Source organism: Flexithrix dorotheae DSM 6795 (assembly GCF_000379765.1).
Taxonomy (GTDB): domain Bacteria; phylum Bacteroidota; class Bacteroidia; order Cytophagales; family Flammeovirgaceae; genus Flexithrix; species Flexithrix dorotheae.
The window spans coordinates 265,205-289,290 of sequence record NZ_KB903432.1 but is presented as its reverse complement, the minus strand read 5'-3'; the positions used below and the strand labels follow the sequence as shown (position 1 = coordinate 289,290).

At 35.4% G+C, this 24,086-nt stretch carries 19 protein-coding genes; 11 read left to right on the top strand and 8 right to left on the bottom strand.

The features are described 5' to 3' along the window. The 7 genes from A3EM_RS0108515 to A3EM_RS0108475 all read right to left on the bottom strand — a co-directional run. The coding region (locus A3EM_RS0108515) for a sulfatase-like hydrolase/transferase (protein WP_211211951.1) at nucleotides 1-563 on the bottom strand (563 nt) is incomplete at its 3' end. A 454-nt stretch (nucleotides 564-1,017) separates the two neighbouring features. After that, a complete protein-coding gene (locus A3EM_RS0108505; protein ID WP_020527770.1) occupies nucleotides 1,018-1,920 on the bottom strand; it encodes a leucine-rich repeat domain-containing protein in 903 nt (300 codons plus the stop codon). Between the two features lie 336 nt (nucleotides 1,921-2,256). After that, nucleotides 2,257-3,168, bottom strand: coding sequence for a helix-turn-helix domain-containing protein (locus A3EM_RS0108500; protein ID WP_020527769.1), 912 nt, complete (start codon nucleotides 3,166-3,168; stop codon nucleotides 2,257-2,259). A 1-nt stretch (nucleotide 3,169) separates the two neighbouring features. Continuing rightward, entirely contained in the window at nucleotides 3,170-3,682 is a 513-nt protein-coding gene (locus A3EM_RS0108495; protein WP_020527768.1) for a hypothetical protein, read from the bottom strand. 26 nt (nucleotides 3,683-3,708) lie between these two features. Then, nucleotides 3,709-4,653, bottom strand: a complete 945-nt coding sequence (locus A3EM_RS0108490; protein ID WP_020527767.1) for an SDR family oxidoreductase — start codon at nucleotides 4,651-4,653, stop codon at nucleotides 3,709-3,711. Between the two features lie 383 nt (nucleotides 4,654-5,036). Beyond that, nucleotides 5,037-6,008 carry an alpha/beta hydrolase gene (locus A3EM_RS0108485; protein WP_020527766.1) on the bottom strand — a complete coding sequence of 324 codons (972 nt, stop codon included), beginning with the start codon at nucleotides 6,006-6,008 and terminating at the stop codon, nucleotides 5,037-5,039. A gap of 870 nt (nucleotides 6,009-6,878) precedes the next feature. Next, nucleotides 6,879-7,757: a leucine-rich repeat domain-containing protein gene (locus A3EM_RS0108475; RefSeq protein WP_020527764.1), complete on the bottom strand. Its 879-nt coding sequence runs from the start codon at nucleotides 7,755-7,757 to the stop codon at nucleotides 6,879-6,881. A 549-nt stretch (nucleotides 7,758-8,306) separates the two neighbouring features. Here A3EM_RS0108475 and A3EM_RS45645 point away from each other — a divergent pair. The 9 genes from A3EM_RS45645 (at nucleotide 8,307) to A3EM_RS0108430 (ending at nucleotide 21,478) form a co-directional block, all read left to right on the top strand. Further along, nucleotides 8,307-12,131 carry a methyl-accepting chemotaxis protein gene (locus A3EM_RS45645; protein ID WP_020527763.1) on the top strand — a complete coding sequence of 1,275 codons (3,825 nt, stop codon included), beginning with the start codon at nucleotides 8,307-8,309 and terminating at the stop codon, nucleotides 12,129-12,131. A gap of 74 nt (nucleotides 12,132-12,205) precedes the next feature. After that, nucleotides 12,206-12,718, top strand: a complete 513-nt coding sequence (locus A3EM_RS41880) for a chemotaxis protein CheW (protein WP_020527762.1) — start codon at nucleotides 12,206-12,208, stop codon at nucleotides 12,716-12,718. 25 nt (nucleotides 12,719-12,743) lie between these two features. Beyond that, entirely contained in the window at nucleotides 12,744-13,229 is a 486-nt protein-coding gene (locus A3EM_RS0108460; protein ID WP_020527761.1) for a chemotaxis protein CheD, read from the top strand. 24 nt (nucleotides 13,230-13,253) lie between these two features. Further along, entirely contained in the window at nucleotides 13,254-13,610 is a 357-nt protein-coding gene (locus A3EM_RS0108455; RefSeq protein WP_020527760.1) for a response regulator, read from the top strand. Between the two features lie 24 nt (nucleotides 13,611-13,634). Further along, the gene (cheB, locus tag A3EM_RS0108450; protein ID WP_020527759.1) at nucleotides 13,635-14,678 is read left to right on the top strand and encodes a chemotaxis-specific protein-glutamate methyltransferase CheB; all 1,044 of its coding nucleotides are present in this window, start codon (nucleotides 13,635-13,637) and stop codon (nucleotides 14,676-14,678) included. 21 nt (nucleotides 14,679-14,699) lie between these two features. After that, the gene (locus A3EM_RS41875) at nucleotides 14,700-16,532 is read left to right on the top strand and encodes a chemotaxis protein CheA (protein ID WP_020527758.1); all 1,833 of its coding nucleotides are present in this window, start codon (nucleotides 14,700-14,702) and stop codon (nucleotides 16,530-16,532) included. 20 nt (nucleotides 16,533-16,552) lie between these two features. Beyond that, nucleotides 16,553-17,137 carry a chemotaxis protein CheC gene (locus A3EM_RS0108440; RefSeq protein WP_020527757.1) on the top strand — a complete coding sequence of 195 codons (585 nt, stop codon included), beginning with the start codon at nucleotides 16,553-16,555 and terminating at the stop codon, nucleotides 17,135-17,137. A gap of 25 nt (nucleotides 17,138-17,162) precedes the next feature. Then, on the top strand, nucleotides 17,163-19,994 hold the full coding sequence (locus tag A3EM_RS0108435) for a PAS domain S-box protein (RefSeq protein WP_083925197.1): 2,832 nt from the start codon (nucleotides 17,163-17,165) through the stop codon (nucleotides 19,992-19,994). 182 nt (nucleotides 19,995-20,176) lie between these two features. After that, on the top strand, nucleotides 20,177-21,478 hold the full coding sequence (locus A3EM_RS0108430; protein ID WP_020527755.1) for a hypothetical protein: 1,302 nt from the start codon (nucleotides 20,177-20,179) through the stop codon (nucleotides 21,476-21,478). 6 nt (nucleotides 21,479-21,484) lie between these two features. Here A3EM_RS0108430 and A3EM_RS0108425 read toward each other — a convergent pair whose 3' ends face one another. Continuing rightward, nucleotides 21,485-22,363 carry an AraC family transcriptional regulator gene (locus A3EM_RS0108425; protein WP_020527754.1) on the bottom strand — a complete coding sequence of 293 codons (879 nt, stop codon included), beginning with the start codon at nucleotides 22,361-22,363 and terminating at the stop codon, nucleotides 21,485-21,487. Between the two features lie 257 nt (nucleotides 22,364-22,620). On the opposite strand from A3EM_RS0108425, the gene A3EM_RS47480 reads away from it, so the two are divergent. Together A3EM_RS47480 and A3EM_RS0108415 are read left to right on the top strand one after the other, a co-directional pair. Beyond that, nucleotides 22,621-22,794, top strand: coding sequence for a hypothetical protein (locus A3EM_RS47480; protein WP_020527753.1), 174 nt, complete (start codon nucleotides 22,621-22,623; stop codon nucleotides 22,792-22,794). Between the two features lie 139 nt (nucleotides 22,795-22,933). Continuing rightward, a complete protein-coding gene (locus tag A3EM_RS0108415; RefSeq protein WP_020527752.1) occupies nucleotides 22,934-24,085 on the top strand; it encodes a Gfo/Idh/MocA family protein in 1,152 nt (383 codons plus the stop codon). Nucleotide 24,086 lies beyond the last annotated feature (1 nt).

Genomic DNA, 24,086 nt, shown 5'->3' with positions numbered 1-24,086 from the left:
GCTTTGTGCAAATACATCATCATAAAGGGCTTCTCTTTATCTCTTTTTTCATCAAGCCAGTTTATGGTCAAATCAGTAATAATATCTGTAACATACCCTGTGATGGTGGTATCACCTTGAGGTGTTATAAAGGTTGGGTTGATGTAATGGCCCTGTCCTGGTAAAATTTTAAAATCATCTACGCCTTTAGGATTGTTGCCAAAGTGTAATTTCCCATACATGGCAGTTTCGTAGCCTGCATTTTGGAATATTTGTGGGAAAGTAGTCTGAGTAGTATCGAATGGGGAATGGTTGTCAATTTTTCCATTCAGATGAGAATGCTTTCCGGTAAGGATTACCGCCCTGGAAGGAGCACAAATAGAATTGGTTACACAGGCATTGGAAAATAAAATACCTTCATCGGCCAGCCGATCAATATTCGGGGTTTTTAACAACTTATCGTCATATGCACTAATTGCCTGATAAGCATGGTCATCTGACATGATGAATAAAATATTTGGCCTTTTTGGTGAGTTATCTTCCACTACTTTTTCCTGTTTACCACAAGAAAAAAGTACCAGCATAATAGCACTCAGGATAAAAAGACTGGATTTGATCTGATTAATCATTTTTATTTCAAAAGTTTAGTTAATTAAGCTGAATCAATTTTACTGTTTCTTCAGAGTTTTTCCTCATCAAAACTAGCATATTCTTCTTTGAAGCACTATCTATAAGGTAAAAAAGTTCTACAGAATTCCTTAGTTCTGGATTCTCTGTTTTGTTATCATCGGGCAGATCATTAATTGTGAATTCACCATTTGCTTCAGGATAATGGACACACATTATAAAAGCCATGAAAGTGAACTGTCACTATTGAAATCGAATTTGTGGGTCAAATTTTAAATTCTTCAACATAAATCCCATAATTAGAAAGGTAATAAAAGGGTATACTGGAATATAAAATAGGGCCCAGAAAGGACTTGGCCCTTATGATAATTTTGAAACTTTTAAATCACTTTTTTAGGTAAGACGCCAATACTATTGGCAGGAATCATTTACTTCCTGGTAATCAGATATTGACAACGATGGAATAATTTGACCACTTTCTATTTTAATACAGTTTAAATGGGGATTTCTATCCACCTTTAAATCAATGAGGTTTAGATTGTTACTCACATCTAAAGAAGTAAGTAAATTACTGGTTATATATAAGTAGGTCAAGTCATTATTCTCTGCAAGGTTTATGAATTGCAATTGATTATCAGAAACTAACAAGGTTTCTAATTTTTTATTTGAAGAGATGTCTAAACTAGTAAGCTTATTAGAAGTTAATAATATGTTTGTAAGATTTAATGCAGCGCTGAAATCCATAGAAATCAAATCATTATTGCTCATGTGTAGGATTTCTAAGGATTGGTTGTCAATATTAATTTCTTCAAAATAATTAAATGACAAATCCAAGTCTTTTAATTTTATCAACTCAGACAATCCACTTATGGCAGTAAGCTCATTAGCTCCCAAATCTAAAAGTTCTAGATTGGTATTTTTACTTACATCAATCTTTGAAATATAATTTCCAGCAAGATAAACTGTGTCTAAAAGAATATTAGAACTCAAATCAATTTGCTCTATATCGTGTTGATTAGCAATTAGCTTTTTTAAGTTGCTAAAACCTTCAATTCCAGATAAATCATTAATAGCACCATGTTCTAAAGTACCTAAATCTAATTCGACTACAGCTTCTGCCTCTACTCTCAACATTTGTTGATTAATAGTACTGTCTGAATCTATTCCTTTATTTATCAATATAGCCTCAAAACTAGCATCTTGTATTTTTAAATATTTATTGGAATCAGAGTTGTTTTCAATATCATTTGAACATGAAAATAAAAAGCATAGTGTTGTTAATAAAATTGTAATTAAGGCGATATTTTGTTTCATATTATTATAATAAAGTTATAGATTAACCTTTAAAATGGCGTTAAAAATTAAAGCTTATTTATAGGGAAGTGAACTAAACTCTTCTCCGGTAAAAATACATTGAAAAATCTCAAAAAAAGGCTTCAACTTCAATTAAAATCTCCCTACGGAAAAAGTATTACTGCAAACAAGAAAGAATTGAAATTACAATGGATCTATTTAGGACCTAATCCCCATTAGGTTTGTTCAACAGTAGGAAAAATTAAGTAGAGTCCCCAGGACCACTTGTATTTGATCCATTTTGATTGGCAGTAGTTTTTTTTTCTTTACAATTTGACCTTTGTTTGTAAAGTAGGTTTAGTTCATTTTATACTTTTCCCTGTATGCTGTAGGACTAATGCCTTCTTTCTTTTTGAATAATCTTGAAAAATATGGTGGGTATTCAAAGCCCAAATCGTAGGCTACCTCTGCGATAGTTTTCTTGGGGTTTAACAATAAATCCTTGGCTTCATCAATAAGGTATAGATGCAGATGCTCAGTTGTAGTTTTTCCTGTTTCCTTTTTAAGTGTATCGCTCAGATAGCGCTGTGAAACAGACAGCTTATCTGCAATTTGCTCAATGCTGGGAATACCGTTTTCTTGTAACTGGCCAGATTCAAAATAGTCTTCCAAATGATGATTAAAGCGGTCCAGTAAGTCATTTGAAAGTTCCATTCGATTGATGAATTGCCTTTCATAAAAGCGTTGAGCATATTTCAACAGCGTGCTGAGATGAGAAATAATGATGTCCTTGCTAAATGAATCTTGATTGTTCTGGTATTCAAGGTCGATATTCTCTATGATCAACTCGATTTGTCTCTCTTCTTTGGGTGAAAGATGCAGGGCTTCATTTGCAGTGTATGAAAAGAAACCGTACTTCTTGATCTGATGAGCCAGCTCAGTTCCTTTCAGAAAGTCTTCATGAAAGTTGATGGAAAAGCCTTTTTGCTCAAATACTGCGCTGCCATCCCATTGTAGCACTTGTCTTGGGGCGATAAAAAACAAAGCACCGTTGGTAAAATCATATTTTGTTCGTCCATAAACTAAATCGCCCTTTACGAATTTCTTAAAGCTAATGGAATAACAGTCGTTTGTAATGGGAGGCGAGCTCTCTTTTGGACATGGCAGATAATTTTCACCCATAGCAGTGAACATACTAAACATGGGGTGCTCAGGCCGAGGAAGTTCTAGGTAATCTAAGTAAGCTGATAAGGTTTTGAAATGCTGCATCTTAACTCTTAGTTTCTTGTTGGGCCTTTAGTAATTGTTTGTTGTATTCATCAATTCGGGCCTGGGCCAAGCCGTCAATAAACAAAATAACCGCCAGCATAGCAATGGCGGAAATCATACTTGCACGCCAAATAGGGGTGTTTACAAAGAAAAGGACCATTGCACAAGCCATTATGATGAGCGGAATCGCAGTAAAAACAATGTTTTTATATTCCTTTAATGTAGCATCCGCACGCTCCAATTCTGAAGTTACAAATGCCACTGCATCTTCGTGGTAGTCTTTTTCAAACTGAGTAATTCTGGCCTTATTGGTAAAGAACAATCCAAGACCTATAATCATCAATAAAAAACCTGCTACTAAGGTAGGTATGATGTAAGCTTTGGCTAAGTCAGTTTTACCTAATTGCCAAAACCCCAGGCTTGCTGCCATAAAAGCCACTCCAAAAAGAATGAAGAAGGGTGTTGAAATAAGTTCGGCTTTTGCCCAATCTGTAGCTGCTTTTAAGATGTCCATATCTAATATTTTTTAAGGTTTCTAATTTAAAAGTTCCACTTAACCCCCGTTTCTTTTTCCGAAAGATCCCATAATTTTTTGGCTACCGCATTATCTTTAGCATGTGGTTCAATATGATGTGCTCCAACCGGACCAACCCAATTGCTCCTTCCTGTAGGGCCATAAAAAGCTTTCTGATCCAAATTCACTTCGGTAGCACACATTAATTCAGGGTAAGCACCTTTTTCAGCTGATTGAGTTAATGGTGTCATTAAGTAGAATAAAATTCTCATCATTATACTACCACTTGTACTAATAAGGGATGTTCTGGAAGCACCTGGGTGACATGCAAAAGCTTTAACATCGGTTTTACCTGCTTTTTCCAATCTATTCTGTAATTCGTAGATAGACATGATCTGAGCGAGTTTACTTTGGCTATAGGCATTGTTAGGAGTGTAATTCTTATCCCAGTTTAAATCATCAAACTTGATGGTTTTGATACCCATATCATACCCCATACTACCAACTGTTACAACCCGTCCTTTTGATTTTTCAATCAATGGATATAGTAGGGCTTGCAGTGTAAAATGTCCGAAATAATTCACTCCCATCTGACTTTCCCAACCATCCACAGTTTTCTTTTGAGTTGGCACTTGTGCTATTGCACCATTACATATCAAGGCATCAATACGTGTAACTTTCTCCAAAACTTCTGTGGCTGCTTTTTTTACAGAAGCTTGTTCGGCTAAGTCCATTTGAATATTTACAACATCAATAACATTACCAAGTTTTTGTTTCAAAGCTACTAGGGTATCCTCGGCTTTTTTAGGGTTACGGTTTAGCATCACCACTTTAGCGCCCTTTAAAAGAAGTATCCGTGAAGTTTCAAACCCCGTTCCGCTTGTAGTGCCAGTAATTACATATGTTTTACCACTAAGGTCTTTTATTCTGTCGGGGGTCCAACCATTGGTCCCAAATTGATTCGTTTTCATGTTTGCCTATTTTTTTAATAATTAAAAGAATAAGACAAAGGTCGGATGGAAGTAGCCTTATGTCCCTATACAGATTTTCGAATGTCGTATACTTTTTGGTTGATTTTAACCCTAAGATAAAAACTGTGTGGGTTTAACAGCCTCAAAAGCCCCAGACACAAAAACATTAAGTTAAAAAAAGCTTTCCAATTCGATCAAGCCCAGCATGTTTTTAGTATTTGTTGATCCAAACCTAAAGGTAGCAAAACTGGGTAAAAACTGAAATTACATAAGGCTTATTCTGGACCTAAACTCTATTATAGGACTGTTCTACACAAGGAAAAACTCTGTGGAGTTCCTAGGCCTCACCTGAATTTAATCCTTAAATAATTAGGCTTAGTTTTTTATTTATCAATTCTTATTTTGTCGAAAAATGAAATCATTTGTTGTAAATACTCAGGAATCAAAACGCCAGGCCCATGTTTACCCCCTTCAACTGTAATAAACTCACAATAAATATCAGATTCATTTAATTTTTCATATAAATATTCACTCTGACAAAAAGGGACTAAAGGGTCCTTGTCTCCATGAATAATTAGAAAAGGAGTGGCGTTTTTACTGATATACGTTACCGGGTCAGCTAAATGACATTTATTTTTATTGGACTGAATTGCTCCTCCTACTAATGATGATTCTGGTGATGTATCATTATCATGTTTCATAGTGCTACCACAGTTATCCATTACCAGAAAGTTTGTAGGACCAAACCAATCCACAACGGCATCTACCTGGCTACTGAATGAGGTGTGATTACCTAAACTTCCTTCAATATCAATAGTGTTTCCATTGAATTCAAAAGTAGTGATATTGTTACTAGTACCTGCAAATGCAGAAAGATGTCCTCCTGATGACCAACCTGTTATTCCTATAAAACTTGTATCCAAAGAAAATGCTAAAGCATTCGCCCTAACAAATCGAACAGCGGCTTTTACATCTTGTATTTGAGCAGGGAATTTAGCATCAGAACTAGCTCTGTGATTAATAGTGACGACTGCATATCCTGCTTTTAATAATGCTTGCCCTATACCTACTGCGAAGGTGGCTCCTTTTGAGTTATTGCTGAACCAGGCACTGCCGTAAATACTGATAACAACAGGATATTTATCAGACTCTTTATCAGGAAGATGAATATCCAGCCTATGTCCAATGTGTCTATCACCAACATAATCTAAATCAAGCCAATGTTTTAATGAAATAATCTCAGAACTTTTATAATCGTTTTGCAGATGTTGAGCACTTAAAGTAATAGGTAATATTAGTCCGACAAAAGTAATTATCCAGCTGGTTTTTCCTTTAAATAGGTTCGTCAAGGTCATTTTCGGTTTAAATTAAGTGTAGCATTTATGTAAATCATATGTAGTTAATTTTCCATACTACTATGCTCAAATATCTAAATGTTCCAGAGGACTTACAATCTTTTAATCCTTTTTTGGGGTGAAAGGTTACAGTTGGAGCCCGCCTTAGAATTATTTATTTTTAATTATTCCTTCATTAGTCATTTCTATAAAACTACTTCTACTCAGGGCATTTTTGAAAAGTAATTAGTTTTTACGGAAAAGCTCATATACCTGGCGATTCCTTTGGCTTCCAGTAGTGATAAGAAACAAATTTTTTGGTTTGCCCAATGTCTTGAGGGAATAGAAAAAAGCGAAATCCCTGGTAACTAGAATGAGCTATTGTTGATCGGGAAATGGGGTAATTTCTAAATCAATAGTTTTAGGGTTTAAAAAAATATTCTATAGGGTTATCAGAATAAAAAAGGGTTCAAGGTATCAATGGAAATATATGGAACATTTTCAAAAAGAATAAAACGACATTGTAATAAAAAACCTCCATCTGAAATAGTCTTGTTACTTTTTACATATTTTGTCAGCTAACCACACTAAAATATTGTTCTGATTTTATGTTACTTTTCAAAATATAATTAAATATTAGATTGAGTTGGATTTTGTCTGATTTGGATCCTCTATAAGGCTGATAATTATAAGAAAAATGAGTTGTTGCTTTTAAGCAGTTTTTTGAAGATTTTACGGAGAAGCAAAAAGGACTTTTGTGTCACAAATGTCAATTTTTTGCTTAAAAAAAGCAGCTTTAATGCCGTAATTTTATTTTACTGTTTTGGAATACAATCCCATAATTATTTTCCTGAATTTAAAAAATAAAGGCAGAATAATATTCTTTAAAAACTAATATACCGGCAAGTTTAAATGCAGATCTATATGAGGCAGCATTACTTTTATCATATTTAAATCAATATCTGAAATTTGAGTTTGAATTAAATACAGACTTTTAAGGTTAGTGAGGTTTTTAATTCCATTAGGTACAATTTCTATTTTTCCATAGGAAATTTCCAGCATTTCCAACCCCGACAATTCCCCAATTGTTTCTGGAAGCGTTCTTAGTTGTAAACCATCCAATCTTAGCCGCTTTAATTTTTTAAGATGGGATATTTCTTCAGGCAATTCGTGAAAACGATTAAAGCTTAGTTGGAGATAAACTAAATTTTTAAGCTGTCCAATTTCAGGAGGAATTCGGTCGATTAGGTTAAAACTGATATCAAGACTTTCAAGATCGGTCAACTTTAATATGCAGTTGGGAATTTCTTCAAACCGATTTCCATCTATTTTTAAAGAGGTCAGGTTTTTCAAATTACCAAAATGTTCGGGTAAATCCTTTAATCCGGCATTATTGGTAATTATGGGGTCATATGTTCTTCCTTCCATTAACATTTCAAGGTAGGCTTCCATTTCCGGTCTTATCAAATCGGAAGCACTGAATATTAGTAATTCTGAAAGATTACCTATTTCCTTTGGAAGGTATTCAATCGGGTTGTCTGATAAATCCAAAAATTTGAGGGATTTAAGCTCCCCTATTCTTTTGGAAACTTTTTTAATGGCATGATTCTTTATACTTAAAATTTCTATTTCCGATAGATTAGTGAAGTTTTGGAATGGAATTTTTGTCAATTTAATGGCTTTTGATTTGAACAAATCATTATCTAGTCTGATGTACCGAGGATCCTCTTTGCCGAAACTGGCCATCATCTCCTCAAAAAATTTGTCCATTTTTCCCACCGAACAATTTATTTTTTATAGATTAAAAATTCCAACTTTGTTCCTAAACTGAATTTACCGATTTGCCTCGCCTTTTATCAGTTTTGAGAGTTAGATGTTAGTAAGTTTATTCCATTTTTCACGCTGATCAGGAATATAAAAATAACAATATTCACTGTGTTATGAAACTGGCCTTGTCTTACCTCCTTCATTTTTAAAGGGTCAAAATATTTTTCACCCTAATTATAATTTTTGACCTTAATGAAAAATACTATTTTTAAAATACCTTCATTTTATTTTATCATTTCCTAAAAGCACCTCAAAAAAAATTAACAAGGGGTAAAATTACTTTTGAATACCTCCGTTCATCAAAAGACTAACCGTAAGGAATTTACACTTATTAAGACTTAACCAGACCTCTTCAAACAAAATTGAAGAATCAATTACTACTACTTATTTCAAAAAACTAATTCAATTTTTAATTGACTGATTTTGAAGACTTTTTCATTTAATATAATCTAATTACTACTAACATTTTTTTAATTTTTTTGAAATAACCTAATGGAAAATACTGTAAAGCGAAGCAGAACCAGAAATGCTCAAACCAAAAATTCTGGAAAGGAAAAAGATGATCTATTCCTGGAAATGTCTGCTCAAATAAATGCCATTAACGCTGCATTTGCACTTATAACTTTCGATCTAAAAGGCAATATTTTATCCGCTAATGATACTTTTTTGGAAACCATGGGATATTCCTTAGAAGAGATTGAAGGAAAACCTCACAGTATTTTTGTCAATCCATCTTACGCTAAAAGTATTGAATATAAAAACTTCTGGAACGACCTGAAAGCAGGACAACCTAAATCAGGAGAATTTAAAAGATTTGCCAAGGGGAAAAAAGTAATCTGGCTTCAGGCCTCATATTCCCCGGTAACTGACCAAAATGGGGATATTGTTAAAGTGGTAAAACTAGCCTCTGATATAACCGCACAAAAATTGATTTCCGCTGACTATGGAAGTCAGGTTGATGCCATACAAAAATCAAATGCAGTAATTGAGTTTAACCTGGATGGTACTATAATTTCTGCAAATCAGAATTTTCTAAATGCGTTTGGCTATAAGTTATCTGAAATTGAAGGCAAGCATCATCGTATGTTTTGCGATCGGGAAACAATCAATTCTCCTGAATACAAAGCTTTTTGGGAAAGTCTAAATCAGGGAGTATTCGATAGTGGTGAGTATTTGAGGTTGGGGAAAGGTGGAAAAGAAATCTGGATTCAGGCTTCCTATAACCCTGTTTTTAATCTTGAAGGAGAACCATATAAGGTAGTGAAATATGCCACTGATATTACCAGACAGAAAGAGATTGAGAAAGATACTCAGGCAATGAATGAGAATCTTCGGGCTACGGAGGAAGAATTAAGACAGAATATGGAAGAGATGAAAGCCACACAGGAGGAGATGGAAAGAAGACAGACGGAAATAAACGGGCAGATGGCGGCAATCAACTCCACTTCAGCATTTATCGAATTTGATATTAATGGAAATATTCAAAATGCTAATGATATTTTCCTCAATGCGGTTGGTTACACACTAAATGAAATTCAAGGAGAACATCATCGAATTTTTTGTGAAGAAGGCTATGCTCAATCTGGTGAATACCAGCGTTTTTGGAAAAAGCTAAGTCAGGGTTTTCCACAAACCGGTGAGTTTAAAAGATTTAAAAAGTCTGGTGAAGAATTGTGGTTAAATGCCAATTATACTCCAGTGAAAGATAAGGATGGAAAAGTGGTGAAGGTGATTAAACTGGCTAATGATATCACAGTTGCTAAGTTGGAGCAGTTGGATGTAAATGGAAAAATTAGTGCGATCAATCAATCAAATGCAGTTATCGAGTTTACTCCAGACGGTCATATTTTAAACGCCAATGATAACTTTCTGACTTTAACCGGATATGATTTTAGTGAAATTGAGGGGGAACATCATGAGATTTTTTGTGAGGAAAAATATGTGAAAAGCCAGGCTTATAAGAATTTCTGGAAAGCATTGAAAAACGGAGAATTTCAGGGTGGTGAATTCAAAAGATTTACCAAAAAAGGCGATAGTTTCTGGATTCAGGGTACTTACAATCCCATTTCCGATTTAAATGGGAAAGTGATAAAAGTAGTGAAAATTGCCAGTGATATTACCAGCAGAAAAAAACTGGAATTTGAAGCCCATAAATCTGCTGAAAATCTAAAGGCACAGGAAGAAGAATTGAGGCAAAACATGGAAGAAATGCACGCCACTCAGGAAGAAATGGCCAAAAGACAGGTGGAAATGGATGGACAAATGGCAGCGATTAATTCCACTTCAGCATTTATTGAATTCAATATGGATGGAACTGTTGTAAGGGCGAATGACAACTTTCTGTCGGCAATGAAATATAGCATTGATGAAATTACAGGAAAGCATCATCAAATGTTTTGTGATCCGGATTTTATCAGAACAGCTGAATATCTTAACTTCTGGAATGATTTAAGAAATGGGAAACCACAATCAGGTGAATTTAAGCGGGTGGATAAAAATGGAGAGGAAGTATGGATGATGGCCAATTATACTCCGGTTTTTGATCAGGCGGGAAAACCTGCCAGGGTAATTAAACTGGCCACAGACATTACAGAAAGCAAACTGAAAAATGCCAATTATGAAGGTCAGCTCAAAGCGGTAAATATATCTTATGGCGTAATTGAATTTAATCTGGATGGGACTGTAATTGAGGCAAATGACAATTTTCTCAACCTGATAGGATATGATTTGGATGAAATTAAAGGAAAACATCATAGAATGTTCTGTGAGAATGAATATGCCAATTCATATGAGTATAAAGCTTTCTGGGAAGCATTGAACAGAGGAGAGTTTAATTCGGGTACGTTCAAAAGGTTAGGTAGAAATGGAAAAGAGATTTTTATCCAGGCGACTTACAACCCAATTTTCGATTTGGAAGGAAAGCCTTACAAAGTGGTGAAATATGCTACAGATATCACCGAATTTACTGTAGCACTAAATGCAGTAAGTGAGTTTGTAAGTGAATTAAAACAAGGAAATTTTGAAGCTCAATTAGATTTGAAGGCTGAAGGAAATGTGGGAAAAATGATTGAAGATAATATTAGCCTGAGAAATACCCTGAAGGAAATTGTAGGAGAAATAAATAGGGTGGTAAAAAAGGCGGGTGATGAAGGAGACCTGAATACCCGATTGAATTTAGAGGATGCAGAAGGGACTTGGAAAGATTTGGTAGAGTCCTTAAATAGTTTGTTACAATCCATTGCCGAACCTGTTTTGGAATTTAATTCTATTATTTCCGAAATGGCAAAAGGAGACCTTACACATCAGTTCAGGATGGCAGCTAAGGGAGATATCAAGAATATGGCTGATTCGCTGAATACGGCAATTGCCAACCTCAACCAGTTATTAGGTAAAATTGGAAATACTGCCGAAGAAGTAAGTGGTTCTTCTGAACAGGTATTGAGCAAAAGCGAGGTTATCAACAGAAGCACTTCTGAAGTAAGTACAGCTATTAGCCAAATGGCTCAGGGTGCTCAGGATCAGGCTGCTAAAACAGATGCTTCTTCCAGACTGGTAAATCAGGTAAAACTCTCTGCAAATGAAATGGAGCATAAGGCAAGTATTATCAATAAAACTGCTGAAAATGGCAAGAAGAAAAGTGAGGAAGGGTTGAGGACAATTAAGGATTTGGTGGAAAACATGAGTAATATTAGCACTTCTGCAGGGCTTACTTCAGATTCTATTAATGTATTAACGCAAAGGGCAGAGGAAATTGGGAGAACGCTTAATGTGATTACCGATATAGCTGCCCAAACGAATTTACTGGCACTAAATGCTGCAATTGAAGCTGCCAGAGCTGGTGATGCAGGAAGAGGGTTTGCAGTAGTAGCGGACGAAATTCGGAAACTGGCTGAAAACTCCCGAAAGTCGGCCGTAGAAATAGAAAAGATTATTTCCGATGTACAAAAAGATACCATTTCTGCAGGGAAAGCTATAGAGACTATGGGCTTGAATGTGGATAATGGAAATAAAGCTACCCGGGAAGCCGAAGAAATCTTTGTGGAAATTTCCAAATCTAGCGAATATACTTTTAGTTATTCAGAAGAAATTAAAAATGCGACTGCACTACAAAAGAAATCAATTGATTCGGTGGTGACTAATATTGAGCAAATTGTGGTGGTGGCAGAGCAAACTGCTGCCGGATCGCAACAAGTTGCAGGTTCTGCCCAGCAGTTGAATATTAATATGGATGAGATTACCGCTTCAAGTACCAGGTTATCTGAAATTGCAGCTGATCTGAAAGAAGGAATTAACCAATTTAAATTGTCAGGAGAATAAGTATTATAAACTGATTTCTGGAAGATCAACAGATTATATCAGTTTTTCCTAACTAACATTGAGATTTAAAAACTATGGAATCAACTCAATTAAAAGAATCGGTTAATCAACTTTCGGAGGAAGAAATTAAACATTTGAAAACCTTCCAGCTTATTGTTTTTCGATTGGGTAATGAGGAATACGCACTCTATATCCATCAAATAAAAGAGGTGGTCCTTACACCCAATATCACCAAAATGCCGCAAACTCCTGAGTATATAAAAGGAGTGGCAAATATTCGGGGAAATATCATTGCCATTCTCGATCTGGAAGAAAAGCTGGGAATAGATAAGGCAGAAGGAAATGCACCGCATGGATTTTATACCCTTGTGGTGGAAAGTGAAAATTTAAAGTTGGGTATTCTTTCAACCGAAGTCCCAAATACCCTTACGGTTACTGAAAATAATATAGAAGAAACCGGAAATCTGGTGCAGAATGAGCAGGGAGGTGGATATATACAAGGAGTAGTGAAGTTGGAGGAACGGTTGATAATACTCATTGATATTTTCAAGGTAATTTCCGAAAATGAGCTGAAAAATTTGCAGTAATTCTGAATCAGTTTACTTATAGAACATGACCAGATATTTTCCAGAATATATACTTTCCATGGGTGAAATGAAGGTTACAACAGAACCTAGTTATATTACCTGTTTCGGGTTGGGTTCCTGTGTTGCTTTATTTTTATTTCATGCCGGAAGGCAAATTGGAGGAGGAATTCATTTAATGGTTCCGGAAAATGCTACGGGCAAATCAAAGCTTTCTTCCACCTGTTTTGTACAACCAGGGATAGAGGCATTACTCAAAAAGTTTAATGATTTTGGAATAAAACCCGAATCCTTAAATGCAAAAATTATTGGTGGAGCCAATCTTTTTATTAAGTTGGATAATAACATAGGACAACGGAATATTCAGTTCACTAAGGAGGTTTTGATAAAAAATAAAATTTATATAAAAGCTATGCATACTGGAGGTAACTATCCAAGAACAGTCAAATTTAATACACTCTCGGGAATGGCTGCGGTAACTATCAATGGTAAGGAACAGGCTTCAATGATTTAATTATTGATTTTAAAAAATATGAGTATGTCTAAAAATGTATTAATTGTCGATGATTCGCTTTATATGCGGACCGTAATTAAAGATGCCCTGGAAAGCAATGGTTATACCGTAGTAGGTCAGGCTGCTAATGGTGAAGAAGCTATTGATCTGGCATTTGAACTTGAACCAGACTTTATTACTCTTGATAATATCCTTCCTGATATGATTGGAACAGATATATTGAAAGTATTCAAAGATGAGGGATTAGACTTTAAGGTGCTGATGATCAGTGCTGTAGGTCAGGACAATGTGATTCAGGAAAGCCTGGAGCTTGGAGCAAAAGGATACCTGGTAAAACCTTTTACTTCAGAACAATTAATTGGGAAATTAGCTGAATTATAATTGGGTCAATTGATATAAATTCTAATGGCAATAAAGGAAATCAGGACAGTTTTAATTGAAGATTCGGGGCTCATGCGCATCATGATAACCGATATCTTAAGGCATCAGGCTAATCTGGAACTTATTGCCACGGCTAAAAATGGAAAAGAAGGGGTAGAAAAAGTAGCTCATCTACGTCCAGATTTGGTAATTACTGATATGGTCATGCCAGATATGGATGGATTGGGGGTTGTGAAAAAAATTATGAAAGAATTTCCTACTCCTGTAATCATCCTTAGTGCATTGGATAAAACCGATCCTTTAGTATTTGAAGCCTTAAATGCTGGAGCTTTTGATTTTATTGATAAGCCCCGGTTTCAGACGACAATTCATCGTCAGGAAATGGGGAATTTATTAAATTCCATCGCTCAGGAAGCTGTAAAAAACCGGCAGAAAATACATCATCAACCTCAGTTAAAAATCAACCAAAATGATCATGTTTTTGACAGAGCGTCTAATTATGAAATTTTGGGAATTGGAGCATCCACTGGTGGCCCTAAAGCAGTAGAAAGTATTATCAAAAGACTACCCGGAAATTTGCCTATTCCGGTAGTGATCGCCCAGCATATGTCGGAGCATTTTATAGTTTCATTCGCGGAGAGGCTGAATCAACTGACCCCTTTAGAAGTAAGGGTTCCGGCTTCTGGGGAAATCATAAAAAAAGGAATGATATACATGGTTCCGGGACATAAGAATACAAAAATCATAAGGAAATTGAGGACCAATGAGCCTGTTGTCAGATTTACAAATGAGACTTTTGAGGCCTTTAATTATCCCTCAGTAGATTGTTTGTTTTCTTCACTGGCTTCCACTTATGGTGATAAAACTCTTGCTGTAATCCTAACCGGAATGGGAAAAGATGGAACAGAAGGATTGCAGGAAATAAAAAAGGCCGGAGGTTTTACTATTGCCCAGAGTGAAGCTTCTTCCCTGGTTTTTGGTATGCCCAAAAATGCCATTGAGCAAAACGTAATTGATCGGGTGATCGATTTAAATGAAATACCAGTATTCGTAGTAGGGTGTTTATAAAAGGGTAAATTTTTTTAACCTATGAAGTCAAAAGAAGAAGAATATAAAGAGATTTTTTTAGCAGAAGCCCATGATAACATTGAGGAACTAAATAAACTGCTCACCCAACTCGAAAAAAATAAAAAGGACAAAAAGATCGTAGATTCTATTTTCAGGATTACTCATACGCTTAAAGGAAACGCAGGTGGAATGGGTTTTTCTGAGGTGAACGAACTTACCCACACTATGGAGGATTTCTTTGATGAAATCCGAAAAGACATTATTCCACTCGACCATGAAATTTTTCCGGTAATTTTTAAATCAATTGATGTCCTCAGTAATTTAATTGATTCCATTTCCAGCAAAAAAAGAGTGCAATTCCGGGGACTGAAAACCCGGTTAGAGGTAATTATAAACAGGCACAGAAAAGCAGCCGGACTGGAAGAGGTAGATCATGCCAAAAAGAATCCCGACAGGAAGGAAACAAAAAAAGCCTCAAAAGCCTCGGGAAATCCTACTCCTAAAAAAAGAACAGTTCCTGATACAAAAGAACAAATAAAAACACCATTACCTGAAGTAATAGAAGAGGTCAATAATGAAACGGAACCCGAGGAAGAAGTTTCCGAAATCAATAATAAAATCACTTTTTCTGATTTGGTGCAGGTTCCTGTAAGAAAGTTGGATCAACTGCTTAATTTAGTTGGTGAATTAATTATAGAAAAGGACAGGATAATAACTTCCAACCCTGAATTGGCTGCTTCTAATGAGTATTCCATGCTTAGCCGTATTTCTTCTGAATTGCAATATTCGGTTATGGATGTTAGGCTGGTACAGGTGGGATTTTTGTTCAACAAATTTCACAGGGTAGTGAGAGATGCGGCCAATCTGGAAGGAAAGCAGGTTAATTTAAAACTGGAGGGAACGGAAACGGAGATTGACCGAAATATTTTACAAATAATAAGTGATTCATTAATTCATTTAATCAGGAATGCGATTGGGCATGGAATAGAAACAGCCGATAAAAGAATATCTGCAGGCAAAAAAGCTGAAGGTATCATAACTCTGAGTGCACAGGCGGAAAGTGAAGGAGTAATCATGAAAATCATAGATGATGGGAAAGGAATTGATGTAAATGCCATTAGGAATAAAGCCATCCAGCGAAAACTGGTAAATGCCGATACTGCCAGACACCTCAGTCATTCAGAAATTATTTCCTTTATTTTTGAACCAGGATTTTCTACGGTGGAAGAAATCAATGCCATTTCAGGAAGAGGTGTAGGGATGGATGTGGTAAAAAATGCGGTGGAGTCGGTAGGCGGGAGTATTTTTGTAGAATCTGAAGTGGGAAAAGGGACTACCTTTACACTAACCCTGCCTTCGTCAATGGCCGTGAAGGGCACTTTGCTTTTTGAACTGGGAAATACCGAATATGCCATTCCGCTGAATTATACTGAGGCAGTTGTAGCAGTGTCAAAATCTCAAATCAAAAAATTAAACAGGGGACTTGCAACAGTTTATTCGGGGAAAACTATTAGTGTGGTATTTTTGAAGTCCATTTTTAATCCAAACCTGCCAGAAAATGATCCTGACCTGTTATTCAATCAGTTAAATGAAGAAGAAAAGTTAAACCTGGTAATTGTAGCACACAATAACAGAATGGTTGCAATAGTAGTGGACAAATTATTACAGCAAAAGGAAATAATTGAAAAACCCCTGCTTAAACCTCTCGATCATGTAAAATATATCAGTGGAGTAACCATAATGGGAAACGGACATGTTTGTCTGGTGTTGAATGTGCCTGGAATTTTGAATAATCTTTTTAAAATGACCATTAAAAAGGAAAAACTAAAAGAAATTACAGAAGATAAAGTTTAACTACTAAAGATTTGATACCTATGGAAACCATTGATAGACATAAACAGAACATAACTCTGGAAATTATTGAGAAAGGGTGTTATAAGGCTGCCCAGGCATTTGGGAAAATGCTGGATAAAAATATAGTTTGTAATGCTCCAAACGTAAAAGTTTCTACTTTACCTGGTTTGAAAGCAAAAGGAAATGAAATACACCTGCTTACTACGGAAGTTATTGGTCAGATTCAGGCGAAAAGTTATTTGATTTTTTCCGAAAAAGAAGCTGAAGAAATTGTGCGTTATTGTTCGAAAAACGGAATGGGTTCCGTTGATTTTGAAATGAGTATTGAAATCTTAAAAGAGATAGATAATATTTTGTCGGCAACGGTAATAACCGAAATATCCAATCATTTCCAATTAAAATTATATGGAGATGTTCCTTTTCATTTTAAAGGAACTTCAAAGTACATCGAAAAGGTGATTTCCCAGGAAATAAACGAGAAACAGGATAAATATAACCAGGTATTGTTCGTTGCTCATACAAATTTTAACATTGAAAACAATCTACATTTTAAGCCATATTTTTTCTGGATTTTTTCAGATGAATTTATGAAAAGTGCTTGCTAGGAATAATCACCGAATCCATTAGGAAATGTTTAACGTCAGAAGAAAACAAATAAGACCGGAAAAACTACTGATGATTTTCATCAGTCTTATGGTGATAATAATTGGTATTTCCCCTTTTACCTCTTTTTCTGATAGTCCCTTTTTTATTCCACTTTTGTCCTTGATTATAGGTGTTCTTGTTTTTTATTTAAGAAGAATAAAAAACAGGGAATTTAGTAGAATTGCTAATTTAAGTAAGCAACTTGCAGGTGAAGTTAAGTCGGAAACAAGCCACACCATTTCAGATAATTTAAGCAAAATTGCGGAAAAACAATCTCATTTGCTGGAGATAGTAAATAATCTGCAAAATCCTGGGTATAATTTTATTCCTTCCAAAAATTCTCCCATAGAAAGTGCGCTTTTTGAGTTAAATGAAAAATTAAAAAATTATACCAAAGAGGAAAAAATAAGAAAATGGAATATTGAAGGAGCGAATATTTTAAATAATATTCTAAGAGCCAAAAATAACGATGTGGAAAACCTTTCCATTGAGGTGGTAGGCCAAATGGTGAAATTCCTGGAATGTGCCCAGGGCGCAATGTATATTGTGGATTTTGAATCTGAAGATGAGCCGTTTCTGGAATTGAAGGCCTGCTATGCTTATGGCAAAAAGAAACATGTTACAGATAAACTTTATGCAGGAGAAGGGTTGATTGGACAAAATTTACTGGAAAGGGAAACGGTTCTTTTAACTGAAGTTCCGGAAGATTATATCCAGATTACCTCAGGATTGGGAGAAGCTTTACCCAGGTGTATTGTAATTGTTCCTTTATTATTAAATGATAAATATTATGGCGCATTAGAACTTGCTTCTTTTAATGAATTTACAGACTACCACATTTCTTTTTTGGAAGAATCCTGTAAAAATCTGGCTTCAGTAGTGGGGTCGGTATTGATGAATTCTAGTACCAAGTCCTTATTGGAAGAAGCCCAGATCCTTACCCAGGAATTGGAATCTAATGAAGAAGAAATGCGGCAAAATCTGATGGAACTTGCTGCTACCAAGGATGAAATCCACCATAAACAACAAGAGCTTAATGGCATTTTCACCTCTCTTGATAATTCTATGGTAACTATGGAATTGGATGGTGATGGGAAGGTCATGAAAGTCAATAAGAATTTTGTTGATTTATTGGAATTTGAAGCTGTAGAGCTAATGGAAAAAACTACCGATATATATTGGTGTGAAAAGGATCAGTTTCAAACTTTATGGAAAAATCTGATTGAAAACAAACCGCAAAAAGGAGATTTTAAGTTCAGGTCAAAATCAGGGAATGAGTTGTGGCTGGATGCCTCATTCACCCCAATTTTAGGGAAAGATGGGGAAATTGATAAAATCATGATGATGGGCCATGATATTTCTGAAAAGAAGATGGCCGAAATTGAATTTGAAAAGTTATCTCTTGTGGCTGATAATACGGATAATTCTGTGATCATTACCGATAAGGATGGATTCATTGAATTTGTAAATAAAGGTTTTACCAGGCTAACGGGCTATACCTTTGAAGAAGTTAAAGGGAAAAAACCGGGATCATTTCTTCAGGGAAAAGGGACTAACCAGGAAACCGTAGAAAACATTCGGAAAAAGTTGAAGGAGAGATCTTCTATTAATGAAGAGATATTAAATTATACCAAAACAGGTGAAAGTTATTGGGTTTCACTTGCTATTAGTCCAATACTAAATGAAGCAGGAGAGTTGGAAAACTTTATTTCAATTCAGGCGGATATCACTGAAACAAAAAGAAAATCACTTGACTTTAGCAATAAACTAAAGGCTTTTGACCGATCTAATTTAATCGCTGAATTTGATACCGAGGGAGAAATTCTTGAAGCCAATGATAATTTCAAGTCTAAATTTCAAATTTCCAATGCATCATTAAAAAATTACCATCACCAAAGTTTTACTGCTCCACATTTGTTGCCTGAAAATGCTGAAAAAATTGCTGCAGGACAATATGTTTCAGGAGAATTTGAATTTGTATTATCCAATAATACCAAAATCTGGCTTAGAGGTACATATAATCCCATTCAGAATATTTCTGGGAAAATTTATAAAATCATCTTGTATGCCTCTGATATTACAGCAGAAAGACATTTGGAATTAGACCACAAAAAGAAAAAAATAGAATTGGATGGTCATATGGAAGCCATCCATAAAACAATAGCCTCTGTTGAATTTGATCTTTCTGGGAAAATTCTTGGGGCCAATAATATATTTTGCAGCATTACCGGATATCAACCGGCAGACCTTATTGGGAAAAGTGAAAGTGTTTTACTATCTGAGGAAGAGCGGTTAAAACCTCAGCATAAAATAATGTGGGAAAACCTGATTGCCGGGCAATTTTTCTCTGGAGAGTTCAAATTTCTGAGCCAATCGGGTAAGGAACTGTGGCTAAACGGAACATTCAATCCAATTCTTGATATTGAGGGTAAACCTTATAAAATCATGATGTTCGCCCAATTTACTACAGATGAAAAAGAAAAACTTCACGAGCTGAATGCCACCCTGAAATGTTTCAACAGGTTAATTCCTATTCTTGAATTAAACCCAAATGGAACCATCAAATCCTGTAATGAATATTTCTCGGAAAAGCACGGTTTTAAAAAATTCTCTCTGAAAAGAAAATCAATCTGGGATTTGACAGATGGAAGGTTTTCTCAGAAAGCCTTTGAAAAGGTAAAAAATGATCCCAATCCTGCATTTAAAATCAACTTACAGACTAAAGATGGAGAATTCCTCACCTATGATAAGGTCTCGGCTTATCTGGTGACTAACTTTGAAAGTCAGGTGGTGAAAGTCATCTTTGCCCTTCAGTAATAAGTTTAAGTTTCTCATACATTCTACTCCATTGTTTCATTTTTTAGTTGGTTGGGGTTTTGGAGTTAATATAGTTCAAAAACCTAGTAAATAAGTGAAAGCTTTTCATTTTCATCCCTGATAATTTTAGGAAATTTTAGCTTCCTGGCACTTCTATCCGTTTTGGGTCTTAAAACTTGAAAATGAAAAAAGCACACAATTTTATCCTTAATTGTATTTTATTTTTGGTATCCTTCAGTGTACATTGTCAAAGTCTGCCAACACTTCAGGACTATTCTTTAGGGAAATTTTACAAACAATACTGGTACCAGCTTGGAGAGGAACATCATAACCCTAAAGCGCTTAGAAGGATGCGTATTAATGCTCCCGAAACTGGATTGGGTAAATTCCGGGACCGGATTGAAGCAAAGGAAAATGGATTGGTTATTATCCCTTTGGAAGAGGATTTGGTTAATTTGGAAAGTGCTTTCCTTTATGCTGAGGTTTGGGGAGGTCATCCTGGAACGTTAAATAAAAGGTTTTCCCTTAATGCCAGAAATATTTATGAATTACCAAACGTAGGCACCGAACACGAAAACTGTACTTACAACTATCCTCTTGTGCCTTTAAAAATCACTGATTTGATTAATGGGCTGAATGCTCTGCAATTTACCTGTGATCAGGGAAATACTTTTTGGGGGCATTTTTTAGTAGATAATGCTTGTTTGAAAGTAGGGTTGAAAAAGGATCATCCTGATTTGGTAAAAATGAATTTGGTTGATTTTAATGCGGAAGTAATGGTGATACCATTGAAAGGCAAAAATGAAGAAGGATTTGAATTATTCCTGGAGTCTAATTTTCCGAAAAAAATTGCTAAAGTTGATTTTCTTGGATTTTACAAAGGTTATGATGAAAATGGTAATACGGAGTGGAAAGATTGGCACGGCTTCACAAAGGCAAAAGCTTATGAGGGACACATTGGATCTATTACAGGCGCAGGGAAATTAAAATGGAGTACAAAGATGTTGATTGCCCAGGAGGATGTGGCGGTGAGAGCAGTGGTTACCTTTAAGGGTAACAGCAAATTATCTTTTGAAACCAAAGCAACTTTAATTGATATTCCTATGAGGAAGAATGAATTTGTTTCAGTTATTAAATCTGAAAATGTCCCCGCTCCTTTTTGGTCCCGTGCTGGAAACTTGAAAACTTGTACACTTAAGTTAGAAACGGATCCTAAAAATATTCAAGAAGCTGAATTGCATGTTGTAATTTGGGATGGAGGTGCCGGAGAAGTAAAAGAATATTTTAAGCTAAATAATTCGTTTTTACCCATTTTGGATGGAAAATCATCTCATGATTTATTTTATAGAATTCTAAAAATTGATCCTTCTCAGCTTAAGAAAGGTGAAAATAAAATTGAGTTGCTTTCAGATACCCACCACCATGGGATTGAAATTATTTTACCTGGCCCTGCTTTAGTGATAAGATGCAAAAGGAATAATTGATTTTAATCATACTACAGCGGAAAACCTGTATTCTTTTCGGTATTCCATTGGAGAAAACCGGGTAATCTCTTTAAATTTTCTGTTGAAGTAAGACAAGTTGTTATAGCCACATTCAAAACAGACCTCAGAAACTGTAAGGCCTTTTTCCATAAACAATCGGCAAGCGTATCCAATTCTCAGTTCATTTAAAATTTGGGAGAAGGTTTTCCCGGTTCTTTTTTTTAGAAATTTACAAAAAGCTGAATTACTCATATTTACATGATCAGCCACGTCCGACAAACAAATGTCATTTAAGAAATTTTTGAGTAAAAATTCAAAAACAGCATTTATTCTTGGAGCATCCTCCTGGTTAAAAGTATTCTGATAACCTATTGAAGAAAGGTGTTCCAGTTTTTCAGCATGGGAAATTTCCTGTAGAATATTAAGCAAACTTATAATTCTGTGGTAGCCATTCTGCACCAAAAGTTTTTCAATTTTAGGAGCAATTTTTTCTCTGGTTTTTCCGCTTATACGAATTCCTCTGGAAGCCGATTGCAGTAGTTTTTTAATGGAAATCATTTCAGGTAAATGAAAAAACTCATCTCCAAGAAAGTTTTCTGAAAAGTGAATAACCACAGCCCTGATACGCAAATTTCGATCATTTTGATAGAAAATCGGATCATTTCTCATAAAATGGGATAAATGAGGACCAATTAGAAATATATCCCCGGGTTGAAAATAATCAGTGTAATCTCCAATAAACAGCCTGCCGGTACTTTCGGTGAAAAGGGTAAGTTCGAATTCAGGATGGAAATGCCAGCCAATTTTGATGTAGGGCAAAATTTCTTCCTTTACAGCAAAGGAATGTTTAGAACTTATAGTTACTTTTTCTAATACGGGATCCATAATTTCCTTATCCTCTAAATTCCGCTTTTCATTTTCAATCTATTTTATTGTTCGCATTATCATCTGAACAATATTGCTGAAAATATAGAATACTTTTTTTAAATCCTTCAATATAGTTCAAAAATAACACAAAAAAGTGTGTGCAATTGGGACATAACTTATATAAATTTACTTTATCTGTTGGATATGCTGATAAATAGAAAACTGGTTGGGCAAAATTCAAAAGACATCTTTTTTAATATTTTGCTTATTTGAAAATGAAAATAATTCAAGATTCCTGGGGGTTTCTCTCTCAATTTCCTAGCGACCTGCCAGGCAATGAAAATTCAGGATTTATTAACCACTGGTCACTGGGCCTTGGTTTTAAAGGCATAAAAAAATCTATTTTCTACCTCAACAAAGCAGTTTCCTCCTTAAACTTTTGTGATTAGATAAGTATTAATTCAAAATTAACCGAGTATTATTTTGCCATAAAAGACTGATAGAGAGATTACTTTTTCTCGAAAATAATATTACCTGGAGTGGTCCACTGGTGCTTAAACGGACAGCTCAAATAAAACAACTATGAACATGAGTAAAAACGCAGCTCAGATAAAAGTGGGGCTTATTGGAACGCAGTTTATGGGAAAGGCCCATAGCAATGCCTACATGAAATTGCCTCATTTTTTCGATCTTTCCGCCAATCCAGTATTACAAGCAGTTTGTGGAAGAAATGAAGCAAATCTTAACAAACTCAAAAATCAATTTAATTGGGTAGGTGGAGAAACAAATTGGCAAAATCTGGTTAACAGGAAGGATATTGATCTGATTGATATCAGTACACCTAATGATCTCCATTATCCCATTGCCATTGAGGGGGCTAAAAATGGCAAGCATCTATTATGTGAAAAACCAATGGCATTAAATACTGATGAAGCATTTTCTATGTATGAAGCTGCAGAAAAAGCAGGGGTAGTTCATATGATGATTTTTAATTACCGTTTTGTCCCTGCCATTGCCTTGCTGAAAAAAATGATTAGTGAGGGCAAAATTGGGGAAATCAGACACTTTAATGCCGTATATTATCAGGATTGGCTGGTTGATCCGGAATTTCCCTACCTCTGGCGACATGATTCAAAAACCTCTGGCTCTGGAGCTCATGGTGATATGAACGCCCACATTATTGATCTGGCGAGATTTCTTGTTGGCGAATTTGAGGCTGTAAACGGAGAACAAAAAACTTATATTAAGGATAGGAAAAAACCAGATGGATCGGGATTTGGAAAAGTAACCACGGATGATGCCACCGCATTTATGGCCCGATTTCAAAATGGAGCGATGGGTTCATTTTTGGCTACCAGAATGGCCACAGGAAGGAAAAACTTTTTGAGGTTTGAGCTATTTGGAAGTGAGGGAGCAGCTGTTTTCAATCTGGAAAGGATGAATGAATTACAATATTTTTCCAGAGAAGATGAAGGAGATATTCAGGGTTACAGAACCATTCTTGTTACAGAAACCTCACAACCATTTATCGATGCCTGGTGGCCACCGGGCCATATCATTGGATGGGAACATACCTTTATCCATCAGTTTAAAATTTTGATGGAAGGCATTTCGAAAAAAGAAAAAGTCAGCCCGGATTTTTATGATGGTTTCCGTTGTCAACAAGTGCTTGATGCCGTAGAGCACTCTGCAAAAAGTGAAAAATGGGAAAAAATTGAGCCGGTGGACAGAATTAAATAAA

What these genes read in the sequence shown, in the direction of transcription:
- A3EM_RS0108505 (WP_020527770.1), bottom strand. Translation starts at nt 1,920, where the DNA reads ATGAAACAAAATATCGCCTTAATTACAATTTTATTAACAACACTATGC.
- A3EM_RS0108500 (WP_020527769.1), bottom strand. Translation starts at nt 3,168, where the DNA reads ATGCAGCATTTCAAAACCTTATCAGCTTACTTAGATTACCTAGAACTT.
- A3EM_RS0108495 (WP_020527768.1), bottom strand. Translation starts at nt 3,682, where the DNA reads ATGGACATCTTAAAAGCAGCTACAGATTGGGCAAAAGCCGAACTTATT.
- A3EM_RS0108490 (WP_020527767.1), bottom strand. Translation starts at nt 4,653, where the DNA reads ATGAAAACGAATCAATTTGGGACCAATGGTTGGACCCCCGACAGAATA.
- A3EM_RS0108485 (WP_020527766.1), bottom strand. Translation starts at nt 6,008, where the DNA reads ATGACCTTGACGAACCTATTTAAAGGAAAAACCAGCTGGATAATTACT.
- A3EM_RS0108475 (WP_020527764.1), bottom strand. Translation starts at nt 7,757, where the DNA reads ATGGACAAATTTTTTGAGGAGATGATGGCCAGTTTCGGCAAAGAGGAT.
- A3EM_RS45645 (WP_020527763.1), top strand. Translation starts at nt 8,307, where the DNA reads ATGGAAAATACTGTAAAGCGAAGCAGAACCAGAAATGCTCAAACCAAA.
- A3EM_RS41880 (WP_020527762.1), top strand. Translation starts at nt 12,206, where the DNA reads ATGGAATCAACTCAATTAAAAGAATCGGTTAATCAACTTTCGGAGGAA.
- A3EM_RS0108460 (WP_020527761.1), top strand. Translation starts at nt 12,744, where the DNA reads ATGACCAGATATTTTCCAGAATATATACTTTCCATGGGTGAAATGAAG.
- A3EM_RS0108455 (WP_020527760.1), top strand. Translation starts at nt 13,254, where the DNA reads ATGTCTAAAAATGTATTAATTGTCGATGATTCGCTTTATATGCGGACC.
- cheB (WP_020527759.1), top strand. Translation starts at nt 13,635, where the DNA reads ATGGCAATAAAGGAAATCAGGACAGTTTTAATTGAAGATTCGGGGCTC.
- A3EM_RS41875 (WP_020527758.1), top strand. Translation starts at nt 14,700, where the DNA reads ATGAAGTCAAAAGAAGAAGAATATAAAGAGATTTTTTTAGCAGAAGCC.
- A3EM_RS0108440 (WP_020527757.1), top strand. Translation starts at nt 16,553, where the DNA reads ATGGAAACCATTGATAGACATAAACAGAACATAACTCTGGAAATTATT.
- A3EM_RS0108435 (WP_083925197.1), top strand. Translation starts at nt 17,163, where the DNA reads ATGTTTAACGTCAGAAGAAAACAAATAAGACCGGAAAAACTACTGATG.
- A3EM_RS0108430 (WP_020527755.1), top strand. Translation starts at nt 20,177, where the DNA reads ATGAAAAAAGCACACAATTTTATCCTTAATTGTATTTTATTTTTGGTA.
- A3EM_RS0108425 (WP_020527754.1), bottom strand. Translation starts at nt 22,363, where the DNA reads ATGGATCCCGTATTAGAAAAAGTAACTATAAGTTCTAAACATTCCTTT.
- A3EM_RS47480 (WP_020527753.1), top strand. Translation starts at nt 22,621, where the DNA reads ATGAAAATAATTCAAGATTCCTGGGGGTTTCTCTCTCAATTTCCTAGC.
- A3EM_RS0108415 (WP_020527752.1), top strand. Translation starts at nt 22,934, where the DNA reads ATGAGTAAAAACGCAGCTCAGATAAAAGTGGGGCTTATTGGAACGCAG.